General features: G+C 39.3%; 18 protein-coding genes, 1 tRNA gene and 1 pseudogene. 12 read left to right on the top strand and 8 right to left on the bottom strand.

Features of this window, described 5'->3' with window-relative positions; all coding sequences use genetic code 11:
• Window positions 1–21 precede the first annotated feature (21 nt).
• From ACO4R2_RS02355 to ACO4R2_RS02320, 8 genes are all read left to right on the top strand, one after another.
• On the top strand, window positions 22–2,703 hold the full coding sequence (locus ACO4R2_RS02355; protein ID WP_484769030.1) for a valine--tRNA ligase: 2,682 nt from the start codon (window positions 22–24) through the stop codon (window positions 2,701–2,703).
• An 86-nt stretch (window positions 2,704–2,789) separates the two neighbouring features.
• Window positions 2,790–6,164, top strand: coding sequence for a glycoside hydrolase family 84 protein (locus tag ACO4R2_RS02350; RefSeq protein WP_484769029.1), 3,375 nt, complete (start codon window positions 2,790–2,792; stop codon window positions 6,162–6,164).
• A gap of 498 nt (window positions 6,165–6,662) precedes the next feature.
• Complete coding sequence (locus tag ACO4R2_RS02345) at window positions 6,663–7,055, top strand: VOC family protein (RefSeq protein ID WP_484769028.1); 393 nt, start codon at window positions 6,663–6,665, stop codon at window positions 7,053–7,055.
• Between the two features lie 21 nt (window positions 7,056–7,076).
• Window positions 7,077–8,834, top strand: coding sequence for a phospho-sugar mutase (locus ACO4R2_RS02340; protein ID WP_484769027.1), 1,758 nt, complete (start codon window positions 7,077–7,079; stop codon window positions 8,832–8,834).
• A gap of 250 nt (window positions 8,835–9,084) precedes the next feature.
• A complete protein-coding gene (gene nudC / locus ACO4R2_RS02335) occupies window positions 9,085–9,864 on the top strand; it encodes an NAD(+) diphosphatase (RefSeq protein ID WP_484769026.1) in 780 nt (259 codons plus the stop codon).
• Between the two features lie 240 nt (window positions 9,865–10,104).
• A complete protein-coding gene (locus ACO4R2_RS02330) occupies window positions 10,105–12,183 on the top strand; it encodes a RelA/SpoT family protein (RefSeq protein WP_484769025.1) in 2,079 nt (692 codons plus the stop codon).
• A 26-nt stretch (window positions 12,184–12,209) separates the two neighbouring features.
• Window positions 12,210–12,404 (top strand): hypothetical protein, encoded by a 195-nt coding sequence (locus ACO4R2_RS02325; protein ID WP_311491149.1) that lies wholly within the window; start codon window positions 12,210–12,212, stop codon window positions 12,402–12,404.
• Between the two features lie 35 nt (window positions 12,405–12,439).
• Window positions 12,440–14,581 carry a DUF5686 family protein gene (locus ACO4R2_RS02320; protein WP_484769024.1) on the top strand — a complete coding sequence of 714 codons (2,142 nt, stop codon included), beginning with the start codon at window positions 12,440–12,442 and terminating at the stop codon, window positions 14,579–14,581.
• Window positions 14,582–14,657: 76 nt separating this feature from the next.
• Here ACO4R2_RS02320 and ACO4R2_RS02315 read toward each other — a convergent pair.
• From ACO4R2_RS02315 to ACO4R2_RS02305, 3 genes are all read right to left on the bottom strand, one after another.
• Window positions 14,658–14,731, bottom strand: a tRNA-Thr gene (locus ACO4R2_RS02315).
• A gap of 279 nt (window positions 14,732–15,010) precedes the next feature.
• On the bottom strand, window positions 15,011–16,690 hold the full coding sequence (locus ACO4R2_RS02310; RefSeq protein WP_484769023.1) for an ABC transporter ATP-binding protein: 1,680 nt from the start codon (window positions 16,688–16,690) through the stop codon (window positions 15,011–15,013).
• Between the two features lie 5 nt (window positions 16,691–16,695).
• Window positions 16,696–17,580 carry an NAD kinase gene (locus ACO4R2_RS02305; protein ID WP_484769022.1) on the bottom strand — a complete coding sequence of 295 codons (885 nt, stop codon included), beginning with the start codon at window positions 17,578–17,580 and terminating at the stop codon, window positions 16,696–16,698.
• Window positions 17,581–17,704: 124 nt separating this feature from the next.
• On the opposite strand from ACO4R2_RS02305, the gene ACO4R2_RS02300 reads away from it, so the two are divergent.
• Genes ACO4R2_RS02300 through recG form a run of 3 tightly spaced genes read left to right on the top strand, consistent with a single transcriptional unit; the run spans window position 17,705 to window position 21,154 of the window.
• Complete coding sequence (locus ACO4R2_RS02300; RefSeq protein ID WP_484769021.1) at window positions 17,705–18,421, top strand: pyridoxine 5'-phosphate synthase; 717 nt, start codon at window positions 17,705–17,707, stop codon at window positions 18,419–18,421.
• Between the two features lie 33 nt (window positions 18,422–18,454).
• The gene (locus tag ACO4R2_RS02295) at window positions 18,455–18,997 is read left to right on the top strand and encodes a DJ-1 family glyoxalase III (protein ID WP_484769020.1); all 543 of its coding nucleotides are present in this window, start codon (window positions 18,455–18,457) and stop codon (window positions 18,995–18,997) included.
• 24 nt (window positions 18,998–19,021) lie between these two features.
• Entirely contained in the window at window positions 19,022–21,154 is a 2,133-nt protein-coding gene (recG, locus tag ACO4R2_RS02290; protein ID WP_484769019.1) for an ATP-dependent DNA helicase RecG, read from the top strand.
• A 116-nt stretch (window positions 21,155–21,270) separates the two neighbouring features.
• Here recG and ACO4R2_RS02285 read toward each other — a convergent pair whose 3' ends face one another.
• The 5 genes from ACO4R2_RS02285 to ACO4R2_RS02265 all read right to left on the bottom strand — a co-directional run bounded on the left by ACO4R2_RS02285 (window position 21,271) and on the right by ACO4R2_RS02265 (window position 24,108).
• Window positions 21,271–21,924, bottom strand: coding sequence for a 4'-phosphopantetheinyl transferase superfamily protein (locus ACO4R2_RS02285; protein WP_484769018.1), 654 nt, complete (start codon window positions 21,922–21,924; stop codon window positions 21,271–21,273).
• Window positions 21,887–22,312, bottom strand: a complete 426-nt coding sequence (locus tag ACO4R2_RS02280; RefSeq protein ID WP_311491142.1) for a single-stranded DNA-binding protein — start codon at window positions 22,310–22,312, stop codon at window positions 21,887–21,889. Before ACO4R2_RS02280 ends, ACO4R2_RS02285 begins: the two co-directional genes overlap by 38 nt.
• A gap of 82 nt (window positions 22,313–22,394) precedes the next feature.
• A complete protein-coding gene (locus ACO4R2_RS02275; RefSeq protein WP_347719979.1) occupies window positions 22,395–22,859 on the bottom strand; it encodes a DUF4293 domain-containing protein in 465 nt (154 codons plus the stop codon).
• A gap of 13 nt (window positions 22,860–22,872) precedes the next feature.
• A complete protein-coding gene (locus tag ACO4R2_RS02270) occupies window positions 22,873–23,208 on the bottom strand; it encodes a DNA-directed RNA polymerase subunit omega (RefSeq protein WP_311491140.1) in 336 nt (111 codons plus the stop codon).
• Between the two features lie 72 nt (window positions 23,209–23,280).
• Window positions 23,281–24,108 (bottom strand): outer membrane protein assembly factor BamD, encoded by an 828-nt coding sequence (locus ACO4R2_RS02265; protein ID WP_311491139.1) that lies wholly within the window; start codon window positions 24,106–24,108, stop codon window positions 23,281–23,283.
• 302 nt (window positions 24,109–24,410) lie between these two features.
• Here ACO4R2_RS02265 and ACO4R2_RS02260 point away from each other — a divergent pair.
• Window positions 24,411–24,791: pseudogene (locus ACO4R2_RS02260) on the top strand (IS982 family transposase); the annotation flags it as partial.
• Window positions 24,792–24,844 lie beyond the last annotated feature (53 nt).

Below are 24,844 nucleotides of genomic sequence, written 5' to 3'. Positions count from 1 at the left end.
AAATCTACAAAATTTAAAAGAATGGAATTAGCGCCTAAGTATACTCCAGCAGACGTGGAGGATAAGTGGTATCAATATTGGACAGACCATAAACTATTTAGTTCTAAGCCTGATGGACGAGAACCATATACTGTTGTTATTCCTCCTCCCAATGTGACAGGTGTGCTGCATATGGGACATATGCTGAATGAAACAATTCAGGATATTCTTGTGCGTCGTGCTCGAATGGAAGGCAAGAATGCTTGTTGGGTCCCAGGTACAGATCATGCTTCTATCGCTACAGAAGCAAAAGTCGTTAATAGACTGGCTGAGCAAGGCATTAACAAGGCAGACTTAACTCGTGAAGAGTTTTTAAAGCATGCTTGGGCATGGACCGATGAACATGGTGGTATCATTCTTCGGCAGTTGCGCCGTGTTGGTGCTAGTTGCGATTGGGATCGCACTGCATTCACAATGGATGAAGAACGTTCTAAGAGTGTAATCCATGTTTTTGTAGAGCTTTATCGTAAGGGGCTTATTTATCGTGGTGTTCGCATGGTTAATTGGGATCCTAAAGCTTTAACAGCTCTTTCTGATGAGGAGGTAGTCTACAAAGAAGAGAAATCAAAACTTTATTACCTCCGCTACTATGTAGTAGATGATGATATGTCTACGCCAGTTCCTGAAGGTTGTGTGGTTCATACAGATGAAGGAGGACATAGGTATGCAGTTGTAGCAACAACGCGTCCAGAAACGATTATGGGTGATACAGCAATGTGTATTAATCCTAAGGATCCAAAGAATCGTTGGTTGAGTGGAAAGAAAGTTCGTGTGCCTTTAGTGAATCGTGTGATTCCTGTTATTGAGGACGAATATGTAGATGTGGAATTCGGAACAGGATGTTTGAAAGTAACTCCTGCTCATGACATTAATGACCATGCGCTCGGTTTAAAGCACCACTTAGATACTATCGATATTTTCAATGATAATGGTAGTATCTCTGAGGCTGCAGGTCTTTATGTGGGAGAAGATCGCTTTGAGGTTCGTAAAAAAATAGAAAAAGATCTTGAAGTAGCTAACTTGATGGAAAAAGTTGAGGACTATACTAACAATGTAGGCTTCTCTGAACGTACGAATGTTCCTATAGAACCAAAACTTTCTACGCAGTGGTTCTTGAAGATGCAACATTTTGCTGATTTGGCTTTACCGCCAGTTATGAGTGATGAAATTAAATTTTATCCCACAAAATATAAAAATACCTATCGTCATTGGTTGGAGAATATAAAAGATTGGTGTATCAGTCGCCAACTATGGTGGGGACATCGTATTCCTGCTTATTATTTGCCAGATAATACTTTTGTCGTAGCTGAAACTATTGAAGAAGCTTTGTCGTTAGCTCGCCAGCAAAGTAATAACCCGAATCTTTCGGAAACAGATTTGCGCCAAGATGAAGACGCTCTTGATACTTGGTTCTCAAGTTGGCTGTGGCCGATTTCTTTATTCAAGGGTATTTCTCACCCAGATAATGAAGAATTTAACTATTACTATCCTACAAGTGATTTGGTTACAGGTCCCGATATCATCTTCTTTTGGGTTGCCCGCATGATTATGGCTGGCTATGAATTCACGGGTAAGATGCCGTTTAAACACGTTTACTTCACGGGTATTGTTCGTGATAAGTTAGGACGCAAGATGTCTAAGTCGCTGGGAAATAGTCCAGATCCTCTTGATTTGATAGATAAGTTTGGTGCCGATGGCGTTCGTATGGGGCTTATGTTGGCTGCGCCTGCGGGCAACGACATTCTTTACGATGATGCTTTGTGTGAACAAGGTCGCAATTTCTGTAATAAGATTTGGAACTGCTATCGTTTGATCGAAGGATGGAAAGTGGCTGATACAGAACAGTCTCAGACCAATACCCAAGCTCTAGAATGGTTTGGGGCACAGCTTCGAAGTAGCGCAGAAACTATTAAAGATCTTTTTTCAAAGTATCGTTTGAGTGAAGCTCTAATGGAGGTTTATCGTTTGTTGACAGATGAGTTCTCTGGTTGGCTTTTGGAAATGATTAAGCCTGCTTATGGAGCACCGATTGATGCTTCTACGCTGTGCCAAGTTAAGAGTTATTTCAACGATTTGCTTCACTTGTTGCATCCTTTTATGCCTTTCATCACGGAAGAGCTTTGGCAGCATCTTGCACAGCGTAAGGCTGGAGAAAGCTTGATGATAGATCCCCAAACTATACCAGCTCCGCAAGCAGATGATGCAGAAATCCTTCATGGGATTTCTATAGTGAAAGGTATTGTTCAGGGTGTACGTGCTGTTCGCAATGCACGCAATATTGCCAAAAAAGAAGTGTTGCCGCTTGAGGTGCTCAAGGCTAATCCTGTTCCCGAACTAGATGGAATTGTAATGAAGATGGCAAATCTTTCTGCTATTGCTGTTGTTGAAGAGAAGGGTGAGGGTGCTTCTAGCTTTATGGTTGGAACTTCTGAATATGACGTACTTCTTGGTGATCTTGTGGACAAGGATGCAGAGATTGCGAAAGCTGAAGCTGATTTGGAACATCTCCGTGGCTTCTTAGCTTCTGTTGAAAAGAAACTATCTAATGATCGATTTGTAGCTCATGCACCTGCTGCAGTTGTGGCGCTTGAGCAGAAGAAAAAGTCAGATTCTGAAGCAAAGATAAAAGCTCTTGAGGAGACTCTTCAAGCTCTTCGTAAATAAATGTTTTAATAGCGTGAATCAGACTACCACTGTGTAGTGCTGATTCATGTTTTGTGTTATAGCAAACAAACCTAAACCATCAAAATATGAAACTTAAATCATTATTCGTTGCTGCCATGCTTGCAAGTAGCTGCTTTGTCTATGCAGATGGCAGATATACGATTTATCCAATTCCGCAGAAGGAAGTTAGTGGAACAGGAACAACATCCTTCACATCGACCGTAGACATTATTGCAGAAAGTGGTATTGATGAGGCTACACGTAATCGAGTGAAAGAAGTACTCCAAGAGCATGGCTTGATAGCAAACTTTACAAATCAATCAAGGACAGGCGTAGCTGCAATATGGTTAGGAGTAAATCATTCTGGTCAAGCTGCTGATAACCGCGTGTCTACGTTAGGGTTAGATCGTAGTCTCTTCACGAATGGTCGTTATGATCGTCATGTTGTAAGCCTTACGAATGACGGCGGAGTAGCACGTCTCGTTATTTTAGGTGAGAATACAGATGCGACCTTCTATGGTTTGGCGTCGTTGGAGCAGATGTTGGATGGTGGTCATACATCTATGCCCTGTATTACTATTTATGATTATGCTGATATCAAAAATCGTGGTATCGTAGAAGGATATTATGGCTATCCCTATTCAGTAAGTGTAAAAAAGGACTTAATGCGCTTTATGATGCGCTATAAGATGAATACATACCTTTATGGTGCCAAGAGTGATCCTTATCATTCTGAGAAATGGATGGATGCATATCCAACCTCTGTTACTGCACAGCAAGAAACAAATGGCTGGTTATCACAGGCTATGCTTCGTGAAGTGACTGCAGAATCCCATGCAACAAAAGTCAACTTTATTTGGGCAATTCATCCCGGTAATAAATTTTTGGGCAGTAATACTGTAATCAATGACATTATGGGAAAATTTGCCAAAATGTATGATTTGGGTGTCCGTCAGTTTGGCGTTTTTGTTGACGATGTAGGTATACCTTCAGATGATGCCGGATACAAACTAAATGCTGATCGCTTGACGCAATTGCAGAAAGCAATGGATTCAAAATACAATGTTGCAGGTGCAGCAGCTGCTGATACTGTTAAGCCGCTTCATTTTGTTCCTCAAATCTATTGCCGCAATTTTGCAAGTAGCGAAGAGCAGTTTACAAAATTCTTCAATGCTTTAGGTAACACTCCTTCGAAGATCACCATTTATACAACAGGATGGGGGGTTTGGAGTGTTCCTAATAGTAGAGACTTGAATGTTACTGCGACTCCACTAGGCCGTAATGTCGGCTGGTGGTGGAATTATCCTTGCAACGATAATGCAGATAGCCAGATTTTCGCTAGTGATATGTATTCCAATTTTGTAGATATGCCTGCTGTTGGTAATAATTCCACACTGCCTGCAAGTTTAAATGGTGGAATATCTATTGTTAGCAATCCGATGCAGCAAGGTGAAATTGCTAAAATCCCAGTCTTTAGTGTAGCTGACTATGCTTGGCACACAGCTTCTTTTAACAATCAGAACAGTTGGCAAGCTGCTGTTAATTCTGTGTTAGGAAGCAAGGCAGCAGCCTTCCGCAGTATTGCTCCTTATCTGCGGTGGAATGATGCGGCAACTTTGAACAATAAGATTACGGCGTATAAAGCTAGCCATAATCCTACAGAACTTCGTGCAGAAATGCAGAGAATTGCGGATTCATGCAAGGTGTTGGAGACTTTAGCTTCTTCAACTTCTGAATCTGATCGACTTTTCTATCGAGATATCCATCCCTGGATTTTTAAGCTTCGTGATATGGCCACAGCTACGGCACAGTTCCTTGACGTTGCGGCTTTAGAAAATACGGATGAGGCTAAGTGGCAACGTTATGTAGAAACACTTTCAGCAGCAGATACTCTTAATTCTGCAAATTCCTATAAAGTTTATGCTTTAGAAGGAATGGGAAGTGGTATTAGTGTGTCAACTTCAATAGCTAAACTTTCTGAGCAATATCTGAAACCCTTCATTGAATACCTCAAAGCTCATGCTCTTGACGGCTTCTTCAAGAAGACAGAGCAATTGTCAAAGCCTTCTCCCATTTCAAACAAAGAAGGAGCTTTTGTTCGTGTCGTTTGGTCAGAAGCAACACAGAGTGGATATATTAATACGCCTCAGCCCATTACTTTAGAAAAGGGACAATATGTTGGTGTTGAGTTCCCTAATGCTACACGCTTGGCATCTTTGGTGGCGGCAGATACTCTGCTCAACAACTTTTGGGTACAATACAGTGCTGATGGTAAGAAATGGACTCGTTTAAAGTCATCTACTGCTCCTGAAAGTTTTATGCGTTACTTGATCATTCAGAATAATAATGCTGCTACTCGGTCTGTGCGCTTACAAAAAGCACGTCTGAATTTCCAATTTCCTACTCTGACAAAGGTGAAAGGGAGTACGATTCCAGCAGCAGATATTTATGACAATCATACTGCTAATCTTTTTATAGACGGTAATCCTGCCACTTTTACGTGTATTAGACGTAATCAGCAGACTGGGGATATTTATCAAATGGAACTTACAGAAACAACTCCGATTGATGATATTCGCCTCTATATGGGAACAACAAATGGCGACTATCCTAATGGAGCTTTGGTGCAGATTTCAGAAAATGGTACTTCTTGGACTTCTTTGAAGGTAAAGGGTACGAATCAGACTACCTTCCGTATCAATTTACCGCAAGTAACGAAGCTGAATAATGATGTTTCCTATTGCGATTTTGAAGGCGGCCATCAAAAGGCACGTTTCGTTCGTTTGAATGTTACTAATCCTAACACCTCAAAATGGTTACGTCTCTACGATATAGTAGTGAATCGTCAGTCCTACCTCGAGAAATTCTTGCCTCGTGTGACAGCCGACGGATCTGAGGTTTTACAACTTACTGATGGTGAAGGTGCAACAAAGGCTACTGCAGCTCAAGAAATCGTTATTCGTCTCGATGCCTTGCGTACTCCAAAGTCTTTGACAGTTTATCAGAAAGCAACGGGTGCAAATGTAGATGTTGAAGTAACCAAAGACTTTCAGTCTTGGCAATCTTTAGGAACTCTTTCTTCATCCTATGTTAGCGTTGTTGATTTGACAGCTGTTCCTGAAGCTACTGGTGTTCGTTTCCGCTGGACAGGCGTTGCTCCTCAAATTTATGAGATTACAACACAGTTGAGTGAAATAGATAAACTGACAGCGGTACAAACCCCTCAGGTTCAGGGTAATCTTCAACTTCGTGTAGGTGTAGAGGGATTAACCCTTTCTCCTGCAGAGAACGTAAGAAGCCTTGAAGTTCACGATTTGAGTGGTCGTCTTGTTTATACACAAAATCTGACGGGAGAGTCTTGTGTTACCGTCCCTTTTGTTTATAGCGGACATCCGGCCATGATTATTACGGCTGTCCGCAAGGATGGAAGCACTGCGTCTTTTAAGGTGCTGACTCGTTAAGCGAAGTTCCTAGTGTTCTACTCATCTTTTAGACTTATCTGAATTTTTTGAACAGAAACATTGGTTATCTCTTTGCCAATGTTTCTGTTTTTTTGTTGTTCTAGGCAAGTAATAGCGCACACGCAATTAATAGTAATCATAAATATCCTTATTGTGTCTGAAAATGCAATAAGAACGCAGGCTGACGAAATAAGGCTATCAGCTGACGCCCTTATTGTATTTGTGAATGACAATAAAAGTCTGGATAAGACTAATGGGACCTTTTATTCTGACACATATAGAGTTGATATAACTATTTCAAATTCTAAGTTTCCAAATCTCATAGTAGCAGATTACACAGTTGTCCAACTTTTTATGACGATGGAATAAGGTTGTTGTTGTATTAGTCCTATTGTTTATTTTGTCTAATTCTTGGCTCATAAGTAGGAACTTTTTATAAAGTGGTTTGTTCTTTTGTGTCTTTTGATGTAACTTCGCTTTATAAATATTACTATATATATGGAAATCCAAGGATACTTTGATCATTTCAACTTTAATGTGACAGATTTGTCACGTTCTTTGATGTTTTATCGAGAGGCTTTAGGCTTTGTTCCAGTAGGAGAAATCGATGGTCCAGAAGGACAATTCAAAATTGTGTATTTGGGAGATGGTCACTCTTCTTTTCGTTTGGAATTAACTTGGCTGCGCGATCACCCTCAAGAGTATAATTTGGGCGAATGTGAATTTCATCTCTGTGTGAGAGTCGAAGGAGACTATGCTGCTGTTAGAGAACAGCATAGAGAGATGGGATGTCTCTGTTATGAGAATTTAGAGATGGGACTATATTTTATTCAAGATCCCGATGGTTATTGGATCGAGATACTTCCAGCTGAAAATCAAGTAAACAAATAAAACAAATAAAATATTCAGATTATGGAAAATCAACAATTGATTGACGACTGCATTGCAAAAGCACGGGAATGGATGTCTTCAAACCTTTATGACAAAGAAACTCGTCGTGCTGTAAGCGAAATGGTGGCAAATCCAGATAAGACAGAACTCATCGAGTCATTCTATAAGAATCTTGAATTTGGTACAGGTGGTTTGCGTGGTATCATGGGAGCTGGCACCAATCGTATGAATGTTTATACGGTAGGAGCTGCGACTCAAGGTTTATCTAACTATCTGAAACGTAGCTTTGCTGACAGAAAAACTATCAGCGTTGTTGTTGGGCACGATTGTCGTAATAATAGCCGTCTTTTTGCAGAGACTTGTGCAGCAGTTTTCTCTGCTAATGGTATCCAGGTCTACTTATTTGAGGATATGCGACCAACGCCAGAGATGTCGTATGCCATTCGTCGCTTGGGATGTCAGAGTGGTGTTGTTGTAACAGCTTCTCACAATCCGAAAGAATATAATGGTTACAAAGCATATTGGGAAGATGGTGCACAAGTTCTTTCTCCGCACGATACAGGTATCATTGATGAGGTAACACGTGTTACGGTGGCTGATGTGCGTTTCGAGGCTAATCCAGCACTTATCAAAACGCTGGGTAAAGAAATGGATGAAGAATTTTTGCAAAAAGTGCACACGTTGAGCATTGATCCTGATGTGATTCGTCGTCAGTCAGACTTGAAGATTGTTTACACTCCGTTGCATGGCACTGGTATGATGCTTATTCCACAGAGTCTCAAGATGTGGGGCTTTAACAATGTTCATACTGTTGCAGAACAGATGGTGCGCGATGGCAATTTCCCAACCGTAAAGAGTCCTAACCCCGAAAATGGAGAGGCCTTGACTTTGGCTCTGAAGTTGGCAAAGAGTATTGATGCAGACATTGTGATGGCTTCTGATCCAGATGCTGACCGTGTAGGTATGGCTTGCAAAAATGATAGAGGAGAATGGGTCCTTATAAATGGTAATCAGACTTGTATGCTCTTCCTTTACTACATTATAAAAAATCGTATTGCACGTGGTTTAATGAAGGGTAATGAATTCATCGTTAAGACAATTGTTACTAATGAAACCATTCACGATATGGCTGTAAAGAACGGATTGGGCTTCTTCGACTGTTATACCGGTTTTAAATGGATTGCTCGTGAGGTCCGGTTGCACCAAGATGAAGGTGATATGCAATATATCGGTGGTGGCGAAGAGAGTTATGGCTTCATGGCTGAGGACTTCTGTCGTGACAAGGATGCAGTAAGTGCTTGTTCTTTGTTAGCAGAAATCTGTGCTTGGGCAAAGGATCAAGGTAAAACGCTTTATGATGTTTTGATGGATCTTTATGCAGAGTATGGTTTTTCTTATAACAAAACAATCAATGTTGTACGTCCAGGAAAGAGTGGAGCTGATGAAATCCAGGCTATGATGGTAGATTTCCGCAATAATCGTCCTAGTGTTCTTGCTGGGTCTAAGGTCCTTGTGACTAAAGATTATCAAGAATTGAAGGTTTATGGTGCTGATGGTCAAGTTACTCCGCTCGACATGCCAGAGGCTAGCAATGTACTGCAATGGTTCACTGAAGATGGTACAAAAATTAGTGTTCGCCCCAGTGGTACTGAACCTAAGATTAAATTCTATATTGAAGTTAAAGGTGATCTTGCTTCTGCTGCTGAATATGACCAAGCATGCCAACAGGCTGATGTCAAAGTGGCTGCTATTGTGAAAGATTTGAATATTAACGAATAACTTAGAAAGGAGGGGAAGGAGATCTTCTTTTCCCTCCTCTTTATTATTCAATGATACTAGCTGGACTGTCCGAAATCTCATTGCCTGGGCAGTTTTATGGTTGGGACTATAACAGGTAAGACGTATTTGTCAGTTAGAGCTCTGTGGCTTCTATATGATGACTGCGACCTACTTGTTTCTGTGTTTTTATGGTTGTGAAGGGGTAAGAAGACTCTTTCTAAAAACTTGTTTCTGTTCAGAGTGATAGTATATGAAATACTTCATTTTTTGTAGAGATCAATTATTATTGACTGATAAAGGGACTTTACCCATTGGAAATACTCCTCCTATACTCCTTGAAGATTGGCAAAAAACTCATCCTCTCCCAAAGATGGACGGTATTCCTTGCTGTTGGGTGTCTATAGATGTGCCTATATCAGAGAGTGGTTTTCAGATGGTTGGATTGCGCCAATCCTATTCAATTCTTTCACTTTCGGATTATCTCATGGCAGGGAAAGCCTATGAATTGCAATACTGGGATACAAATACAAAGTTTTGTGGAGTTTGTGGAGCACCAATGAAGTTTCATACAGATATATCTAAGCGTTGCACTTGTTGTGGCAAAGAAGTTTGGCCTTCTTTAGCTGTGGCCATCATAGTGGCTGTGCAGCGTAACGATGAGATTCTTTTAGTACAGAGTAATAAATTCCGTGCTGATTATATGGGATTGGTTGCAGGCTTTGTTGAAACAGGAGAAACTTTGGAAGATTGTGTGCGCAGAGAAGTGAGAGAGGAAACACATATAGAAATAAACAATATCCGCTATTTTGGTAATCAACCTTGGCCTTATCCATCAGGATTGATGATCGGTTTTAAGGCAGACTATGTTAGTGGAGAAATACAAATACAGCGTTCTGAATTGACAAAAGGTGGATGGTTTAAGTCGGATAATTTACCAAATATTCCATCCAAACTTTCAATAGCACGGATGTTGATAGACAGTTTTGTGAAGGAACAAAGTGGACATGATTTAGATGTCGATGGATTCTAAGATATTTTATATACTTTTTGAGTTGCTCTTAACGTTAAGTGTATTATAAGAACCTCTTTACGCTCTATTACATAAAAGTTTATAGCAGATATGCAAAGATTGGATAATCATATATGCGGGATTCGAAAAGGTGGTCATTCGCTAGAAGCTCATCGCGCAATTTGGGCCTTGGCTCATATGAGACATTTAGGACTTTCCTTCAAAGATGCTGAAAAAATCCGGACTTTTTTGAAAAAAAGAATGGCTGAAGGGGCTGTTACTGAAGATGTCTTTGGGCTGAATCGAGTTGTACTAAGTTTGCAAGCTTGCCTTCTTGCTTCTTCTGAAATAGGATTGCGGGGCCATGCCCTTGTGGCTTGTATCCTTCGTTCATTAGTCTTTGAAACTACCAAGTTAGATGAGGTGGAGAAAGTTTTTGGTAGCGATGTTAGAATTGCACTACATGCTTTTCTGCGTATCGAGAATTTGTTGGATACAAAGATTGAAACCATGGAAACAGATAGTTTTCGCAATCTCTTTGTGGCCCAATGTGGAGATATGCGTGTGATTCTTCTGCTTATAGCTGATTGCGTGAATAAAATGCGCTTGGTTCGGGATGTACAAAATGAGGAATCTAAGCGGATTTTGTCAATTGAAGCTGCTTACATTTATGCACCTTTGGCTCATAAGTTAGGTCTTTATACGCTGAAAAGTGAATTAGAAGATCTGAGTCTAAAGTATATGGAGTCTGAGGCATACTATCATATAAAAGAAAAACTCAATGCTACAAAGCGTGCACGTGACTCTTATATCGAACGATTCATAGCTCCATTGCGTGAACGTTTGAAAGAAGAGGGAATCTCTTGTCATATAAAAGGGCGCACAAAAAGTATTCACTCTATTTGGCAAAAGATGAAGAAGCAACATTGTTCTTTTGAGGGCGTCTATGATTTGTTTGCAATTCGAGTAATTATAGATGCTCCTTTTGAAAAAGAAAAAGAACTTTGTTGGAAGGTCTTTTCACTTATAACCTATAAGTATGAGTCGAATTTACGTCGTCTACGAGATTGGCTTACTGTCCCTAAGAGCAATGGGTATGAAAGTCTTCATATAACAGTGCGTGGTCCAGAAGATAAATGGGTGGAGGTACAAATCCGCACGTCTCGTATGGACGAAATAGCAGAACATGGTTTGGCTGCACATTGGCGTTACAAAGGTATCAAGGCTTCGGATAGAGGGGTTGATACTTGGTTAGCCAATATTCGAGAAGCTCTAGAGCAAGGTGATGAATCGCAGTTGTCGAAGAGTTTAGGTTCTGATCTTCATGAAGGCTCTGTCTATGTATTTTCTCCCAAGGGAGATTTGTACAAACTTCCAGAGGGAGCTATCGTTCTAGATTTTGCCTATTTGATACACACCAATGTGGGTGATCATTGCGTAGGAGCTCGTATAGGTGGGCGTAATGTGTCAATACGTCAGCCCTTAGAAAGTGGCCAGAAGGTAGAGATTATAACATCTACGACTCAAACTCCGAAGTTGGAGTGGGTTAATTGGGTAGTATCCTCACGTGCAAAGGCAAAGATACGTTCTAGTGTGAATGACTTGCAGGCTACTGATGGGAATTTTGCTCGAGAGGTGTTGGAGCGTAAGTTGAAGAACCGGAAGATTACTTGGGACGAATCAGCTTGGAATATAACGATAAAGAAATTAGGTTTCAAAGAAGCTAATGAGTTTTACAAATCTATTGCAGATAATCGCTTAGATCTGAATGCTGTAATAGAACAATATCTTGAGATTCTTAACCGTAATCAAAATTCATCAGATCATCTTGTGCAACGCAGTGCCGAAGAGTTCAATCTTGAAAAAAAATTGGCTGCAAATATAACAATACCAGATGATGTCTTGGTTATTGACAATGAGCTCAAAGGTTTGCATTTTCAAATGGCTCATTGCTGTAACCCTGTCTATGGAGACGAAGTCTTCGGCTTTGTTACAGTGAGTGGAGGTATCAAGATACACCGAAATAATTGTCCTAATGCTCCAGCTCTCCGTATGCGTTTTCCCTACAGGATTGTACGTGCTCGTTGGGCAGGAAAGGGGAAGGGACAATATCCTATTGTGCTTAATGTGATAGGCCAAGACGATTTAGGTATTGTCAATAATATAACATCTGTTATTTCAAAGGAGGAACATATTATGCTTCGCAGTATCAATATAGATTCTCACGAAGGGTTGTTTAGTGGTATGCTTACAATTTTAGTAGATGACACACAAGTGCTCAATGCCTTAATTCGTAAGTTGAGGGCAGTAAGAGGAGTTAAAGCTGTTTCCCGTTCTTAAGTATGAAATAGAAGAATTACATAAATATGTCTGACGGAAATTTTAATAGAAATCTGTTACCTTCTCATAGTTTTCAAAGTGGAGTTAGAACAGGTCGAGCCGTAATGAAAACTAAGGCTCTTGCAGCTTTTAGCAAATGGCTTGTTAATCAGTCTTACTCTCTCACTGACGAACAAATTCGTGAAGCTAAATCGGAATTTAGAAGATATCTTGAAGATTGAAAATAGAGAGTAACAAAATAGTGCTAAGAACGATAATGTTAAAGGTTCACTTCTTTAGTGAGGTGAGGCTAGGATACATTTGCTTTCTTTTTATCTGTTTTTCTTTTTGCTTTCAAATATTGCAGGCTAGGGCGGTATCGATGGATTCTCTTTGTCGACTAACTTATACATTCCCCTCTAGATATTCACTCTCTGCCAAGGAATACGCTGCTTCTATTGAGGCTCGTTGTCATCTGCAGACTCATCGGAGTAATGTTGTTACACGTTGGATTCGTGGACTTTTTACTTTTGAAAGAGGAGATAATGAATATGAAACTCAAAGTCGGATGTTCTTTCAGCATCATGCAAATGGAGCGGTAGATATTAAAGAGATTGAATTTTATTCTAATCTTCCTCGACTCCGTAATACTTCGGATATAATTCGTCAGCGTTTTAGTTTATCTCTTTATTCTTCTCAGATTTTTACAGATAATATCCTTTCACCTTTTAACGGACAAAATAGAAGGTATTATACCTATGAATTATGCTATCGTTTTACAGAGGGAGGACGAGAATGTGCTCATGTAGAAGTGCGACCACGATTTAGAAATACACAACTAGTTGAAGGAATATATGATGTGGACATAGGGACAGGAGCTGTTACTAATTTTGACTTGTCTTTCTATTATGATGCTATGAACATCCGAGTTGTTGGGAGGGTTCCTCGTACAGGTCTCGCTTGTCTATTTCCCTACCAACTGCAAATCTATTTAAACCTAAACTTGCTAGGGAATCGCTTAAAAGCTAAGTATGACGTTAGTATTAAGTATGACTTCTCTGTAAATAAACAAATTTCTATTGCCAGTAATAAGACATTCGACTTAACTCATCTTTATTATCTACGAGTTGATACGAACTGCGTTAATAGACTAAAAACTCCTTTGTGGAGAGAGTCTTCTTCGGTTTCCCTTCTGACGGATACCACGAAGATAGATTCTAATATCACGGTCAAGAAAAAACGTTTTTCTTGGAGTGATATGGAGGATCTCTTTCTTGATCGGCATCATATAAGTTTTGGCTCAAATTCTTTGCGACTTCCAGCAATTATTACTCCAGAAATGTTTGCATGGAGTCATCGAAAAGGTTTGCAGGTACAAACTCGTTTGAAAATTTCTTTCAATCTTAGAACTAAGCAGCAAATTGTTTGGTTTCCAAAGCTAAGTTATAGTTTCAAAGAGAGGAAACTCTATTGGCGTTTGCCACTTGATTATAGTTTCTTACCTGTTTGGGAGGCCCATTTACGCTTTGAAGTTGGTTCGGGAAATTATACTTATTCAAAGCAGCAAGCTGATTATTTTCGTCGGCAGCTTGAACAAAACCATGCGGGAAGTGAACTAATAAATCTTTCGAGGAATGATATTTTTACAAATTATCGAGATATCTACTCTAAGTTATATTTCTCTTTTCAACCGAAAATTGGCTTGAAAATAACAACAGGTCTGAATTTCCATCGTCGTTGTTTAGTTCTTAATGATGTTCAACTGCCATGGATGAAAGAACGGTTGCTTAGCTATTTTTCAAAATCCCTCTATTCTTTTGCTCCACACCTTCGTTTGGAGTGGACACCAGCTTTGTATTATTATCGCAAAGAAGAAAGAAAAATACCTCTTTATAGTAAATGGCCAACTTTTAGGCTGGACTATGAGCGAGGGCTACATACGAAGAGTTTTCAATGTAGCTACGAACGTTATGAAGTAGATGTTCAATATGCCCACAGATTGTATGCTCTAAGAACATTGTTCTTCCGTATAGGTTCAGGATTCTTCTTGAATAAGAGTCGGCAGGCTTTTATAGATTATGATCTCTTTCGCGATGAGAATATTTTGAGTGATTGGGCTGATGAAATGTCTGGTCGTTTTTATCTGTTAGGGAATCATTGGTATAATGATAGTCCTTATTATGTTAAGACTTCCATTGCTTATGAAAGCCCAATGTTACTTTTCTCACGTTTGCCTGGATTGACTCGATATATAGAAAAGGAGCGCATATACCTAAATTTTGTAACCTTACGTTCTTTATCTGCCTATTGTGAATTAGGTTATGGCATAGCAACTCCCATACTGGACCTAAGTGGCTTTGTATCTTTAGGAAATCACTTAAAAACGGGGATAGGAGGGCGTGCAGTCCTCCACTGGTGAAAAGCTGAACAAATAGTGTCAAAAGAATATTATAAATAAAAAGAAAAGACACTTAGTTAAAGCTAAGTGTCTTTTGAGCCTCTTGTCGGATTCGAACCAACGACCCCGAGATTACAAATCACGTGCTCTGGCCAACTGAGCTAAAGAGGCGGGGGTGGGAAAGCTCTCCGTATCGCACCGCTACAACCAACTACCCTTGCTGCGATCAAGCCCTGGGGGGTTTGTAGGGAGCTGGCCGCACGGCACTTTCCCGTTTGCGATTGCAAAGGTACTACTTTCTTTTTAACTACCAAATCTTTTATTCTTTTTTTTCTTACTAAATGGGAGAGGATATTGGTTTGTAGAGGTTAAAATGTTGATTTTTAGCATATAGAGTGATAAAATAAAAAGAGAATTTATTGGAAAAATCTTGGGAAAATCTCTTTGCAACTAAAGAAAAAGAGTTTGTGTGGAATATTTGAGAATTTCTGGGCGATGTGTTACAAAGATAATTGTCCGATTTTGGTATTTCTGAATAATTCTTTTAATAACACGACTTTCGGTTTCTGCGTCAAGCGCACTCGTTGCCTCATCTAACAAAAGAACTGGAGCTGGATTTAGCAAAGCTCTCGCGATGGCTATGCGTTGAGCCTGACCTTCAGATAATCCATGTCCCATTTCTCCGCAAATAGTGTCGAGCCCCTCTGGAAGGGAGAGGACGAATTCTGCTGCAGCATCTTCAAGTGCTTGTTTCATCTCTTCTTCTGAAGCTAAAGGTGAACCTAGTAGTAAGTTTTCTCGTATGCTTCCGCTAAGAAGAGTATTACCCTGTGGCACATAGGCAAAGTTACAACGTGTTTCTGGGCTAATTGGAAATTTCTTACTCTTGTCTTGTAAAGTAATATATCCTTCTTTTGGCGCAATGAGAGATAATAATAATCTGATAAGTGTCGTTTTCCCACTGCCTGTTTCTCCTAAAATTGCAGTAATGCTACTTGCTGGAAAGTTAAAACTAAAATTATCGAAAATCTTACGTGACGTTTTCGAGTAGCAAAATGTTAGGTTATCTATGCTTATTCCTGCTGATGACTCCACTCGTAAATCATTCTCATTTCGTTCCAGAGGGATATTATCTAATTCGATGAGGCGCTCTGTGGCAGTAAAGGAACTTATAAATACCGGAATGAAGCGAGTGAGTTGTTTTACTGGGCCTTGTATTTGAGATACTAGTTGTACAAATGCAATCAATGCTCCATAGGTAATAAGACCTCTATGCAAACTCACAGCTCCCCATGTGAAGGTAAGGAGATAGCCAGTAGCGAATCCTGCATTCATTAAACTGGAAGAAATTGTGGCATATTTTGTTTTACTCACAATTTCTTTCCGGAGTTGTCTTTGAGTTGTAGAGAGTTTTTCTAGTATTGTTTGTGTACGTCCCAAGGTCTTAATGACCATTGTGTGTTGTAGGCTCTCTTGTATGATACTTTGGATCTTGCTTTCTGTTTCGCGAACAGTTCGTGTTAATGTCCGCATCTTGCGTACATATAGTTTGCTGCTGATAAGAAAGAACGGAACGACCAAGACAATCACGCAGGCCAGCGTTTTATCCATATAGAATAAAAAAAGGAAAGCACCAATAAATTGGAAGATAGTTGTGAAAAGTGAAGGGATGCTTTCTGTGATAAATCCAATAATATTATTGACGTCTGTTTCTATACGGTTGATTAAGTTTCCTGTATGAAACTGTTGCATACTTTTCCAATCGCTTCGTAGCAAGTGAGAAAAAGCATCGTGCTGCATCTTGTTTTGCGCTTTTACCCCAAGAATGGCTCTAATCCATCGTGAGGTTATTCCCAATAGTATTTGTATGATAATGATACAGCCCAAGAAAAGTATAGCAGGCTTTAGAGATTTGTTGTTGCTATTTGTTGCAATATCAACAGCCCATTTAGTTCCCCAAACAAAGGCAAGATCTGTTAGAACTAAGATTATACCGATTATGGTATTGATGGTAGCTTGCAGTCTATATCCCGCACTTGTTCGCCATAACCATTGGGATAGGACACGATAAGAAAGAAGTTTTTTTCCTTCTGCCGAAAATCGTTTTTTATGAAAGAAAGGTATTTGCATGAATTTTATCTCTGATCTGCTCCCCAACCCATTTTGTCGCGCAACGTATCAAAGAAGTGTTGGTGTTTTATTTTCATAACTCTAATAGTGTATGGGGCTTTTTTAAGAACGATTGTTGCAGTCTCGTCCATCACTTGACTACGACCATCTATGGCCATAAGAAACTTTTGTGTGCGCGATGTAACTTTTAATGTTATAACAGAACTATCATCCACAATAACTGGGCGAATATTCAGACTATGGGGAGCAATCGGAGCTATGCAAAAAGTTTTGGAATAAGGAGAAATAATAGGACCATTCACACTCAGTGAATATCCAGTAGAACCTGTTGGTGTGCAGATAATAAGTCCGTCTGCTAGATAAGATGTGAGTAAATTTCCATCAACTTCTGCTGTTACTTGGATTAAGGCTGAATTGTCGAATTTTAATATGGCAACTTCGTTGAGAGCGTAGGGATAAACAGATAGATTCTGTGTCGATTCTACGGATAGAAGGCTACGCTCTTCTATCGTGTAGTATCCATTCAGAAACGCCTCGATAGTTGTATCAATATTTGCGGGACTTACATCTGCAAGAAACCCTAAATGCCCCGTATTTATACCTAAAATTGGTGTTATGCTATTGCCAATAGCTGCAGCAGTACGTAACAACGTTCCGTCACCTCCTACTGAGATGACAAGATTTGCTTGTGTTTCTTGATAAGAAATAAATTGTTGAAAATCATTAATACTTAATTGTAAAGTTTTTGAGATGAATTGGGCAAACTGATGCTCTATGCAGACAATTATTCCTTTATCAGTTAATTTCTGTAAGAGTTCTTTTATATAATTTCCTTTCTTTACTTGATTAGCATTACCAAAAAGGGCTATTTTAATTTGTTTTTCCTCCATTTACTTACCTGATGTTAACTATAAACATTTCAGCGATATCCGGAAATTCAAATAAATTTTCTACTTTCGCATTTTGAAACGGAGCGAAGATACGCATTATTTTTCAATATAAAAGTAGATTGCTATGACAAAGTTGAGTGTGAACATAAATAAAGTGGCTACTCTACGCAATGCTCGAGGAGGAGATAATCCAGATCTCTTGAAAGTTGCAAAAGATTGTGAGAGATTTGGTGCTCAAGGTATTACAGTACATCCTCGTCCTGATGAGCGGCATATTCGTTATAATGATGTCTACGAATTGAGACCTCTTCTGACAACCGAATTTAATATTGAAGGCTATCCTTCCGAGGAATTTGTCAAACTAGTATGTGAGGTAAAGCCAAATCAAGTTACCCTAGTGCCAGACAAACCAGACCAATTAACGTCTAATGCGGGATGGGATACTGAGAAGTATTTAGATTTTCTCATGGATATAGCAGCTCATTTTCATGAAAAAAAAATTCGTGTAAGTTTCTTTGTATCCGCAGATAAGAGAATGGTAGAATTCTCAAAACGTGCAGGCGCAGATCGGGTAGAACTATATACAGAGCCTTATGCCGCCACTTATGTGCAAAACCCTGAAGTTGCTATAACAGATTTTCTTGAAGCTGCAACCTATGCTAAGGAAATAGGGCTAGGATTGAATGCGGGACACGATTTAAGCTTGCATAACTTACGATATTTTCATCAACAGATTCCTTGGCTAGATGAAGTAAGTATTGGGCACGCTCTTATTTGCGATGCTTTATATTTAGGATTAAAAGAAACCATTCATCAGTATCTAGCTTGTCTTCAAGATTAAGCTAGTAATGTCTTAATAAAAAGAGGAAATAATATGATTCATATTTTCTTAGCAAATGGTTTTGAAGATATAGAAGCTTTAACACCGTTAGATGTGTTGCGACGTGCAGGACTAGATGTACAGCTTGTTAGCATAAGTAGTGGACTTGAAGTGAGAAGTTCCCATGGTGTTAGAGTTGTGGCAGATGCAACATTAGACTCCATTGATCTATCGGATTCCGAAGCTATGATTATTCCTGGAGGAATGCCTGGAGCATCAAACTTACGTGGCAACTTGGCGTTACGCAAAGCTCTTCAAACCCAAAATGCTGCAGAACGTTTGGTTTGTGCTATTTGTGCTGGCCCTATAGTTTTGTCTGCAGCCGGTATTCTTAAAGAGCGTAAAGCAACATGCTATCCTGGTTTTGAAGGGCAACTACCAGGAGCTATTCATTCTACGGCTCTTGTAGAGGAAGATGGCAATATTATTACAGGACGCGGTCCTGGTGCCGCAATGGATTTTGCTTTTGCCATTTTGAAACGTTTTATTTCTCGCGATGTAGTGAAGAAGATGCGCCAAGGAATGATACTGGAATAAAGAGTGATAAAGAAAATACAGCAGGTGCAGATTCTTTCTCAAGACATTAAATATCTAAAAGGGGTTGGGCCTGGACGAGCTAAAATTCTTAAGGATAGTCTGGGTATTGAAACCGTTGGGGATTTACTTTATACATTTCCCTATCGGTATATAGACCGTAGTAGAATCTATACTATACGTGAGATGGCTTCGGTTATTCCTGAGGAAGCTCTGCAGGTGGAAAGTGCTATTCCGTATATCCAGTTAAAAGGTCAAATCGTAGATTTTTCAGATGAGGGAAAGGGGAGGAAGCGTCGTCTGAAAGCTGTATTTACAGATGGGACGGGATATGTGGAACTTGTATGGTTTGGCGGATTGAACTTTGTGACAGAGAATTATAAAATAGGCTACACTTATCTTTTATTAGGTAAGCCTAATCTTTATCGTCAGACGTACTCTTTTGCTCATCCAGAGCTCGACGAGATTGAGCCTAGCACATCTAATCCAAATTTAGGATTACAACCTATCTATTCTATTCCCGAAAAGATGAAGAAAGCCAATTTCACTTCAAAGATCTTGGCAAAACTCATTCATAATGCCTTTGATTTGATACCGAAAGGGCAGTTACAAGAAACATTGCCCGATTATCTAATACATCGAAATCAGTTAGTAGGTTTATACTCAGCCTTACGCGCAGCACATTTTCCTACTTCTTCAGAAGAGTTGCCTTTAGCGCTTCATCGCTTGAAGTTTGAGGAGTTGTTCTATCTTCAACTTGATATTCTCCATTATCGTAAAGGTCGGAAAAATAAAGTTGTTGGATTTAATTTTGCGCATATCGGAAAGAATTTTCTTTCTTTCTATAATGATTTCTTGCCTTTTTCTCTGACAGGAGCCCAAAAGCGAGTCATAAAAGAAATACGAAGCGATCTGAACAGTGGAGCACAAATGAATCGTTTGCTTCAGGGAGATGTGGGCAGTGGTAAGACCATTGTTGCATTGATGTGTTGCTTAATAGCGATTGATAATGATTTCCAAACTTGCATCATGGCCCCTACAGAGATACTTGCAGAGCAACATTGTGCAACAATTAAGTCACTCGTGAAAGGTATGCCTCTTCGTGTTGAACTTCTTACAGGAAGCGTTAAGGGAAAAACACGGAAAAAAATTCTAGAAGAAGTTTCAACAGGAAGCGTAAAAATTCTTATTGGTACACACGCTTTGATAGAACCTACAGTTCATTTCCAAAATTTAGGTCTTGCTGTAATCGATGAACAACATCGTTTTGGCGTGAAGCAGAGGGCAGCCCTTTGGCAAAAGAATCATCGTGCACCACATATCTTAGTGATGACAGCAACGCCCATTCCTCGTACTTTGGCGATGACTGTTTATGGTGATTTGGATGTCTCTATTTTAGATGAACTACCACCTGGGAGAAAACCCATTTCTACGGTCCATTACTACACAAATAGTTTGGAGAAATTGATAGATGGTATTCGTTATCAATTACAATTGGAACGTCAAGTATATGTGGTATATCCTCTTGTAAAAGAAAGTCAGAAACTAGATCTTCAAGATGCAGAAAAGGGGGCGCAACAGTTTCAAGCGTGGTTTCCAGACTTCAAGGTGGGACTTGTTCACGGACAGATGAAGAGCGACACAAAAGATGCTGCAATGCAGGCTTTTATCCATAATGAAACGCAAATACTAATATCAACGACGGTAATAGAGGTGGGCGTGAATGTTCCTAATGCTAGTGTTATGGTTATTATGAATGCAGAGCGTTTTGGCTTATCTCAGTTGCATCAGTTAAGGGGACGAGTAGGACGAGGAGCAGAGCAAAGTTATTGCGTCCTAGTTTCGAGACCTCAACTTTCAGAGGATACGCGTCGTCGTTTGCAAATTATGTGCGACACCAATGACGGTTTTGAAATTGCAGAAGAAGATATGAAGCTTAGAGGGCCAGGTGATTTAGAAGGAACAGCACAAAGTGGAATGCCCTTCGACTTGAAAATTGCAAATATTCTTCGTGATAACGATCTCATGGAAGAAGCACGCCATGTGGCTGAGAAAATTCTCGAAGAAGATCCAAAGGAAAATCTCCCACAAAATACTGTTATTTGGCAGCAGCTGCAGCTCTTGAAAAAAAATAAAGCTAATTTTTCAGAAATTAGTTAGGCTTGCTTCTTTTGTAGAACGGGCATCTACCTTATAAAGGATAGATAAAAATACAATAAGGAGGCTTGTAAATATCCTTATAGCATACGCCAACGCTATAAGGATATTTACAAATGCTATAAGGATATTTTTCCTATTTCTATTTTATGTCCTTGTATGGCATAAGTAAGGACAAAATCTTGCAGAAAAAAATAATGAACAATACTTTCTTTCTTGAAACGGGGAAGATATATATGCAGAGTGTCGGCAGTGTAGTTTGTGATAAGAATATCTTTAGAGAAATCTAATCCTTGTATGTCTGCGAATTTATAGACAGCCTCTTTTGCACTCCACAACATAGTGGCCATTTGTTCTGAATCTTCTTTAGCTAAGAGTTTAACTTCTGATTCATTTAAGAAAGCTTTATGGAGTTTCAAAGCTCTAGAACCATAAACTTCAATGTCAATTCCGTGGCGAAATTTTGCCGTTGAGAAAGCAATATAGCTATGTGAATGGCTAATGCTAATTTCTTTTTTAGGAAAGGTGAGGACTGGACGGCGAGAGGGAAGATAGTCGATGTTAGCTTCTACTCCTAATGCTCTGTGTAGGAGTACTCGAGTTGCCAGTCTTTCCTTTTTTCGTAATAGTGCTCCAAATTGTTCTATTTCCTCTTTGTATTGTTTCTTTGCAGGGAGCAAAGAAACAAGTTCCTCTACTGTTTCGGTGGCATGCCAAAAAGAGATCTCTGGCGCATCAGAAAGGAAGTGAAGATTTGTCAGAAGTTGTGGCATTCTCTTCTTGCTTATCTGTTTCGGTATTGCCTGTAGGAGCTGATTCAACTATGGGTTTAGATGAAAGCATCTGCATTTCTTTCCCCCAAATTTCTGTGATATATCGTGTTGTGCCTTTTTTGTCTTGATAACTTCTTGTCCTTATTTCTCCTTCAATGTAGAGTTTGTCTCCTTTGTGTACATATTTTTCTGCCACTTCAGCCAATTTTCGCCAAAGCATAATGTTGTGCCATTCCGTGCGTTCTGGTACTTGTGTTCCATTGGGAAGAGTATAACCAGGAGTAGTTGTGGCTAAAGGGAATGCGGCAGTACAAACACCGTTGTCTATATATCGGATATTGGGTTCTTTTCCAACATTGCCGATGAGCATAGCTTTGTTGAGACTCATGGCTCTTTGTTTTATCGGGGTATAGGAGAACTAAAGTAGGTTTGAACTATTGGTGCCAAGCCTACTTTAGCATTGTTTTATTTTATCTAATTCTGTCGGCTGCTCTAACGAGTGCTTCATCACGTTTGACTGCCATTTTTGCTAAGATAACAAAGATGAGAGAGAGAGCAGGGGCACCAGCACAGAGAGCTGGTGTGAATTCTGTTGCAGTGTTTTGACTAAAGATGATGCAATAAGCAACATAAGCCACATAGAACAAAACAATACATAAAACCGTCCAGTTGCAGAGTTTTATTTGCAGTGATCTGTTTTTGTATTTGAAGATGTTGAGCAACGAAAGAATGATGGTCAGCACTGCAAAGGTGCCGATTCCCCAAGGGATTTGAGAGCTACCAGAGTATGGCGCTATTTCAGCTGCCATAAAGCCTGTTGCCATCATTATATATGAGCCATTTCCTTTGGTGAAAAATGCTAAAGGTGCGAATAAGGCTATGGCCGGAATCAATCCGGCCAATAGAAGATATACGCTTTGAATGCGTTGTAACATACTTGAATACGGTTTAGTCTAACATGTCTTTTTCCTTCGCCGGATTACGATAATAGATTTTATCGTGGAGGAAGTCGTCGATAGCAATTAACGTCGGTTTAGGAAGTTTTTCGTAGTAACGAGAAATCTCAATTTGCTCGCGGTTTTCAAAGGTCTCTTCTAAATTGTCATTAGTTTGAGCAAACTCTTTCAACTTTTTGCTCAAATCTTCCTTCATCTGGGCTGCAATCTGATTAGCGCGCTTCGACATAATGACAACGCTTTCGTAGACATTTCCTGTACCACGGGCAAAGTCCATAATGTTGTGCGTGACTGTGTTTGTGGGGGCTTTGCTGTTTTTGTAATCCATATTCGTATTCTTTATTATATTCTTTTTTTGAAGTGTCTAGTGGGAGCAAAACGAAAGAAGAAAGGCTTCGTCTTAATTATTTGTAGAACGTTTATATTTTACAGGAGTTTTGTCGTAATAAGCCTTTGCATCCTTAAGATATTTAGACTCAGGATATTCATTCAAGAATCCATAATATTCATCTATTGCATCGTTGAAGCGTTCTTCTTGTTTTTGAGCTATACTATTATGAGCATAATCGAACTTAGCTTTCAGAATAAGATATGCTAAATCCTCGCGACGCTTTGTGTAAGGGAAATCTTTGATTGCATTTTCGGCTGTTATGATACATGCTTCATAGTTACCATTTACGCCATTGCCAATATAAGAACCTAGGTCGTAATACAATTTAGCATTGAGATATTGTTTCTCTACAAGTTTATCTTGTAGTTCGAAAATACATTGTTGCGCATTTTCTCTAAGATGACTAGCTGGATAAGCGTCTAAAAACTGCTGAAACTGATTAACGGCTTGATAGGTAGCTGTTTGATCTAATTTAGGTTCTGGAGTACCTAAATATAGAGCCATACCTGTGTTGAATTTAGCCTCTTCTGCATAAATTCCTTTAGGGTAGGTTTCATTATACTTCTTAAAGTAGGTAGAAGCAGCATCATAGTTTTTGGACTTTAAAGAGGTTAGTCCAAGTAGATAAAGACTTTCTTCTCCTTTGTTAGAGCCTTTCATGGCTGTTAACACGTTTTGCAAGAGATAAGAAGCACTATTGTAATGTCCTTCAGCATAAAGCTGTTTGGCAGCTTCATACTTATAGTCATAGTCAGATGACTTCAAAAGATTGTTTGTTTCGTTACATCCCGTCAAAAAGAGTGAGGAAATGAAAATATAGAGTAGGGCCTTGCGCATATATGTTGAAACACTTTTGGAGAGCAAAAGTACAAATTTATTTCTTATTGCATCTGCTTTTTATAAATTATTAAGTTGCTTAGCTTTCAGGCTATACGCTTGTAAGTATTTATGAAAATTTTAGAAGACCAACAGATTGTCTGATTTGACAACCAAACTTGTTTATCAGTTTTGCTATTGTCTACTTCCTTACTATTTAACGTGAGTTCGACGAATTATAAGTGTCTATAAATTTGGTGATTAGAGAAATTTGTTGTAATTTTAAGGTGTTGAAATACAAATAATTACAAACAAAAATCGCTATGATCACCGAAGACAAAATTACAGAAATCTTTTGTATGGCAGACGACTTCTGCAAGTTATTTGATGCTATAACAGCAAAATATACGCTAAAACCTACTGGAAAAAGAAAATATCATCGAAGTTCTACAATGTCAAAGGCAGAAGTCATGCTGATAATGATTCTTTTCCACACTTCCGGTTATCGCTGCTTTAAACATTTCTATCTTGAAAAAGTATGTAAGCATCTTCGCCATCTGTTTCCCAAAGTTGTTTCTTATAACCGTTTAGTAGAACTGGAAAGGGATGTAGTCATACCCTCAAGCTTGTTTATCAAGAAGGTCCTGTTGGGCAAATGCACGGGCATAAGCTTCGTTGACAGCACACCACTGCGTGTCTGTAAACCCAAATTCGGTTTAAGAAACGCTCCTTCATGAGTTTCTTAAACCGCACACGC

Source organism: Alloprevotella sp. (assembly GCF_057240785.1).
Note: the sequence above shows the minus strand (reverse complement) of the source record. Positions and strands in the feature narration are given on the sequence as shown.

Bases quoted from the DNA above. Each gene is read 5' to 3' on its own strand.
- ACO4R2_RS02275 (WP_347719979.1), bottom strand. From the start codon at position 22,859: ATGTTACAACGCATTCAAAGCGTATATCTTCTATTGGCCGGATTGATT.
- ACO4R2_RS02270 (WP_311491140.1), bottom strand. From the start codon at position 23,208: ATGGATTACAAAAACAGCAAAGCCCCCACAAACACAGTCACGCACAAC.
- ACO4R2_RS02325 (WP_311491149.1), top strand. From the start codon at position 12,210: ATGTCTGACGGAAATTTTAATAGAAATCTGTTACCTTCTCATAGTTTT.
- ACO4R2_RS02330 (WP_484769025.1), top strand. From the start codon at position 10,105: ATGGCTGAAGGGGCTGTTACTGAAGATGTCTTTGGGCTGAATCGAGTT.
- ACO4R2_RS02355 (WP_484769030.1), top strand. From the start codon at position 22: ATGGAATTAGCGCCTAAGTATACTCCAGCAGACGTGGAGGATAAGTGG.
- ACO4R2_RS02295 (WP_484769020.1), top strand. From the start codon at position 18,455: ATGATTCATATTTTCTTAGCAAATGGTTTTGAAGATATAGAAGCTTTA.
- ACO4R2_RS02345 (WP_484769028.1), top strand. From the start codon at position 6,663: ATGGAAATCCAAGGATACTTTGATCATTTCAACTTTAATGTGACAGAT.
- ACO4R2_RS02340 (WP_484769027.1), top strand. From the start codon at position 7,077: ATGGAAAATCAACAATTGATTGACGACTGCATTGCAAAAGCACGGGAA.
- ACO4R2_RS02350 (WP_484769029.1), top strand. From the start codon at position 2,790: ATGAAACTTAAATCATTATTCGTTGCTGCCATGCTTGCAAGTAGCTGC.
- ACO4R2_RS02305 (WP_484769022.1), bottom strand. From the start codon at position 17,580: ATGGAGGAAAAACAAATTAAAATAGCCCTTTTTGGTAATGCTAATCAA.
- nudC (WP_484769026.1), top strand. From the start codon at position 9,085: ATGAAATACTTCATTTTTTGTAGAGATCAATTATTATTGACTGATAAA.
- ACO4R2_RS02310 (WP_484769023.1), bottom strand. From the start codon at position 16,690: ATGCAAATACCTTTCTTTCATAAAAAACGATTTTCGGCAGAAGGAAAA.
- ACO4R2_RS02265 (WP_311491139.1), bottom strand. From the start codon at position 24,108: ATGCGCAAGGCCCTACTCTATATTTTCATTTCCTCACTCTTTTTGACG.
- ACO4R2_RS02320 (WP_484769024.1), top strand. From the start codon at position 12,440: ATGTTAAAGGTTCACTTCTTTAGTGAGGTGAGGCTAGGATACATTTGC.
- ACO4R2_RS02300 (WP_484769021.1), top strand. From the start codon at position 17,705: ATGACAAAGTTGAGTGTGAACATAAATAAAGTGGCTACTCTACGCAAT.
- ACO4R2_RS02285 (WP_484769018.1), bottom strand. From the start codon at position 21,924: ATGCCACAACTTCTGACAAATCTTCACTTCCTTTCTGATGCGCCAGAG.
- ACO4R2_RS02280 (WP_311491142.1), bottom strand. From the start codon at position 22,312: ATGAGTCTCAACAAAGCTATGCTCATCGGCAATGTTGGAAAAGAACCC.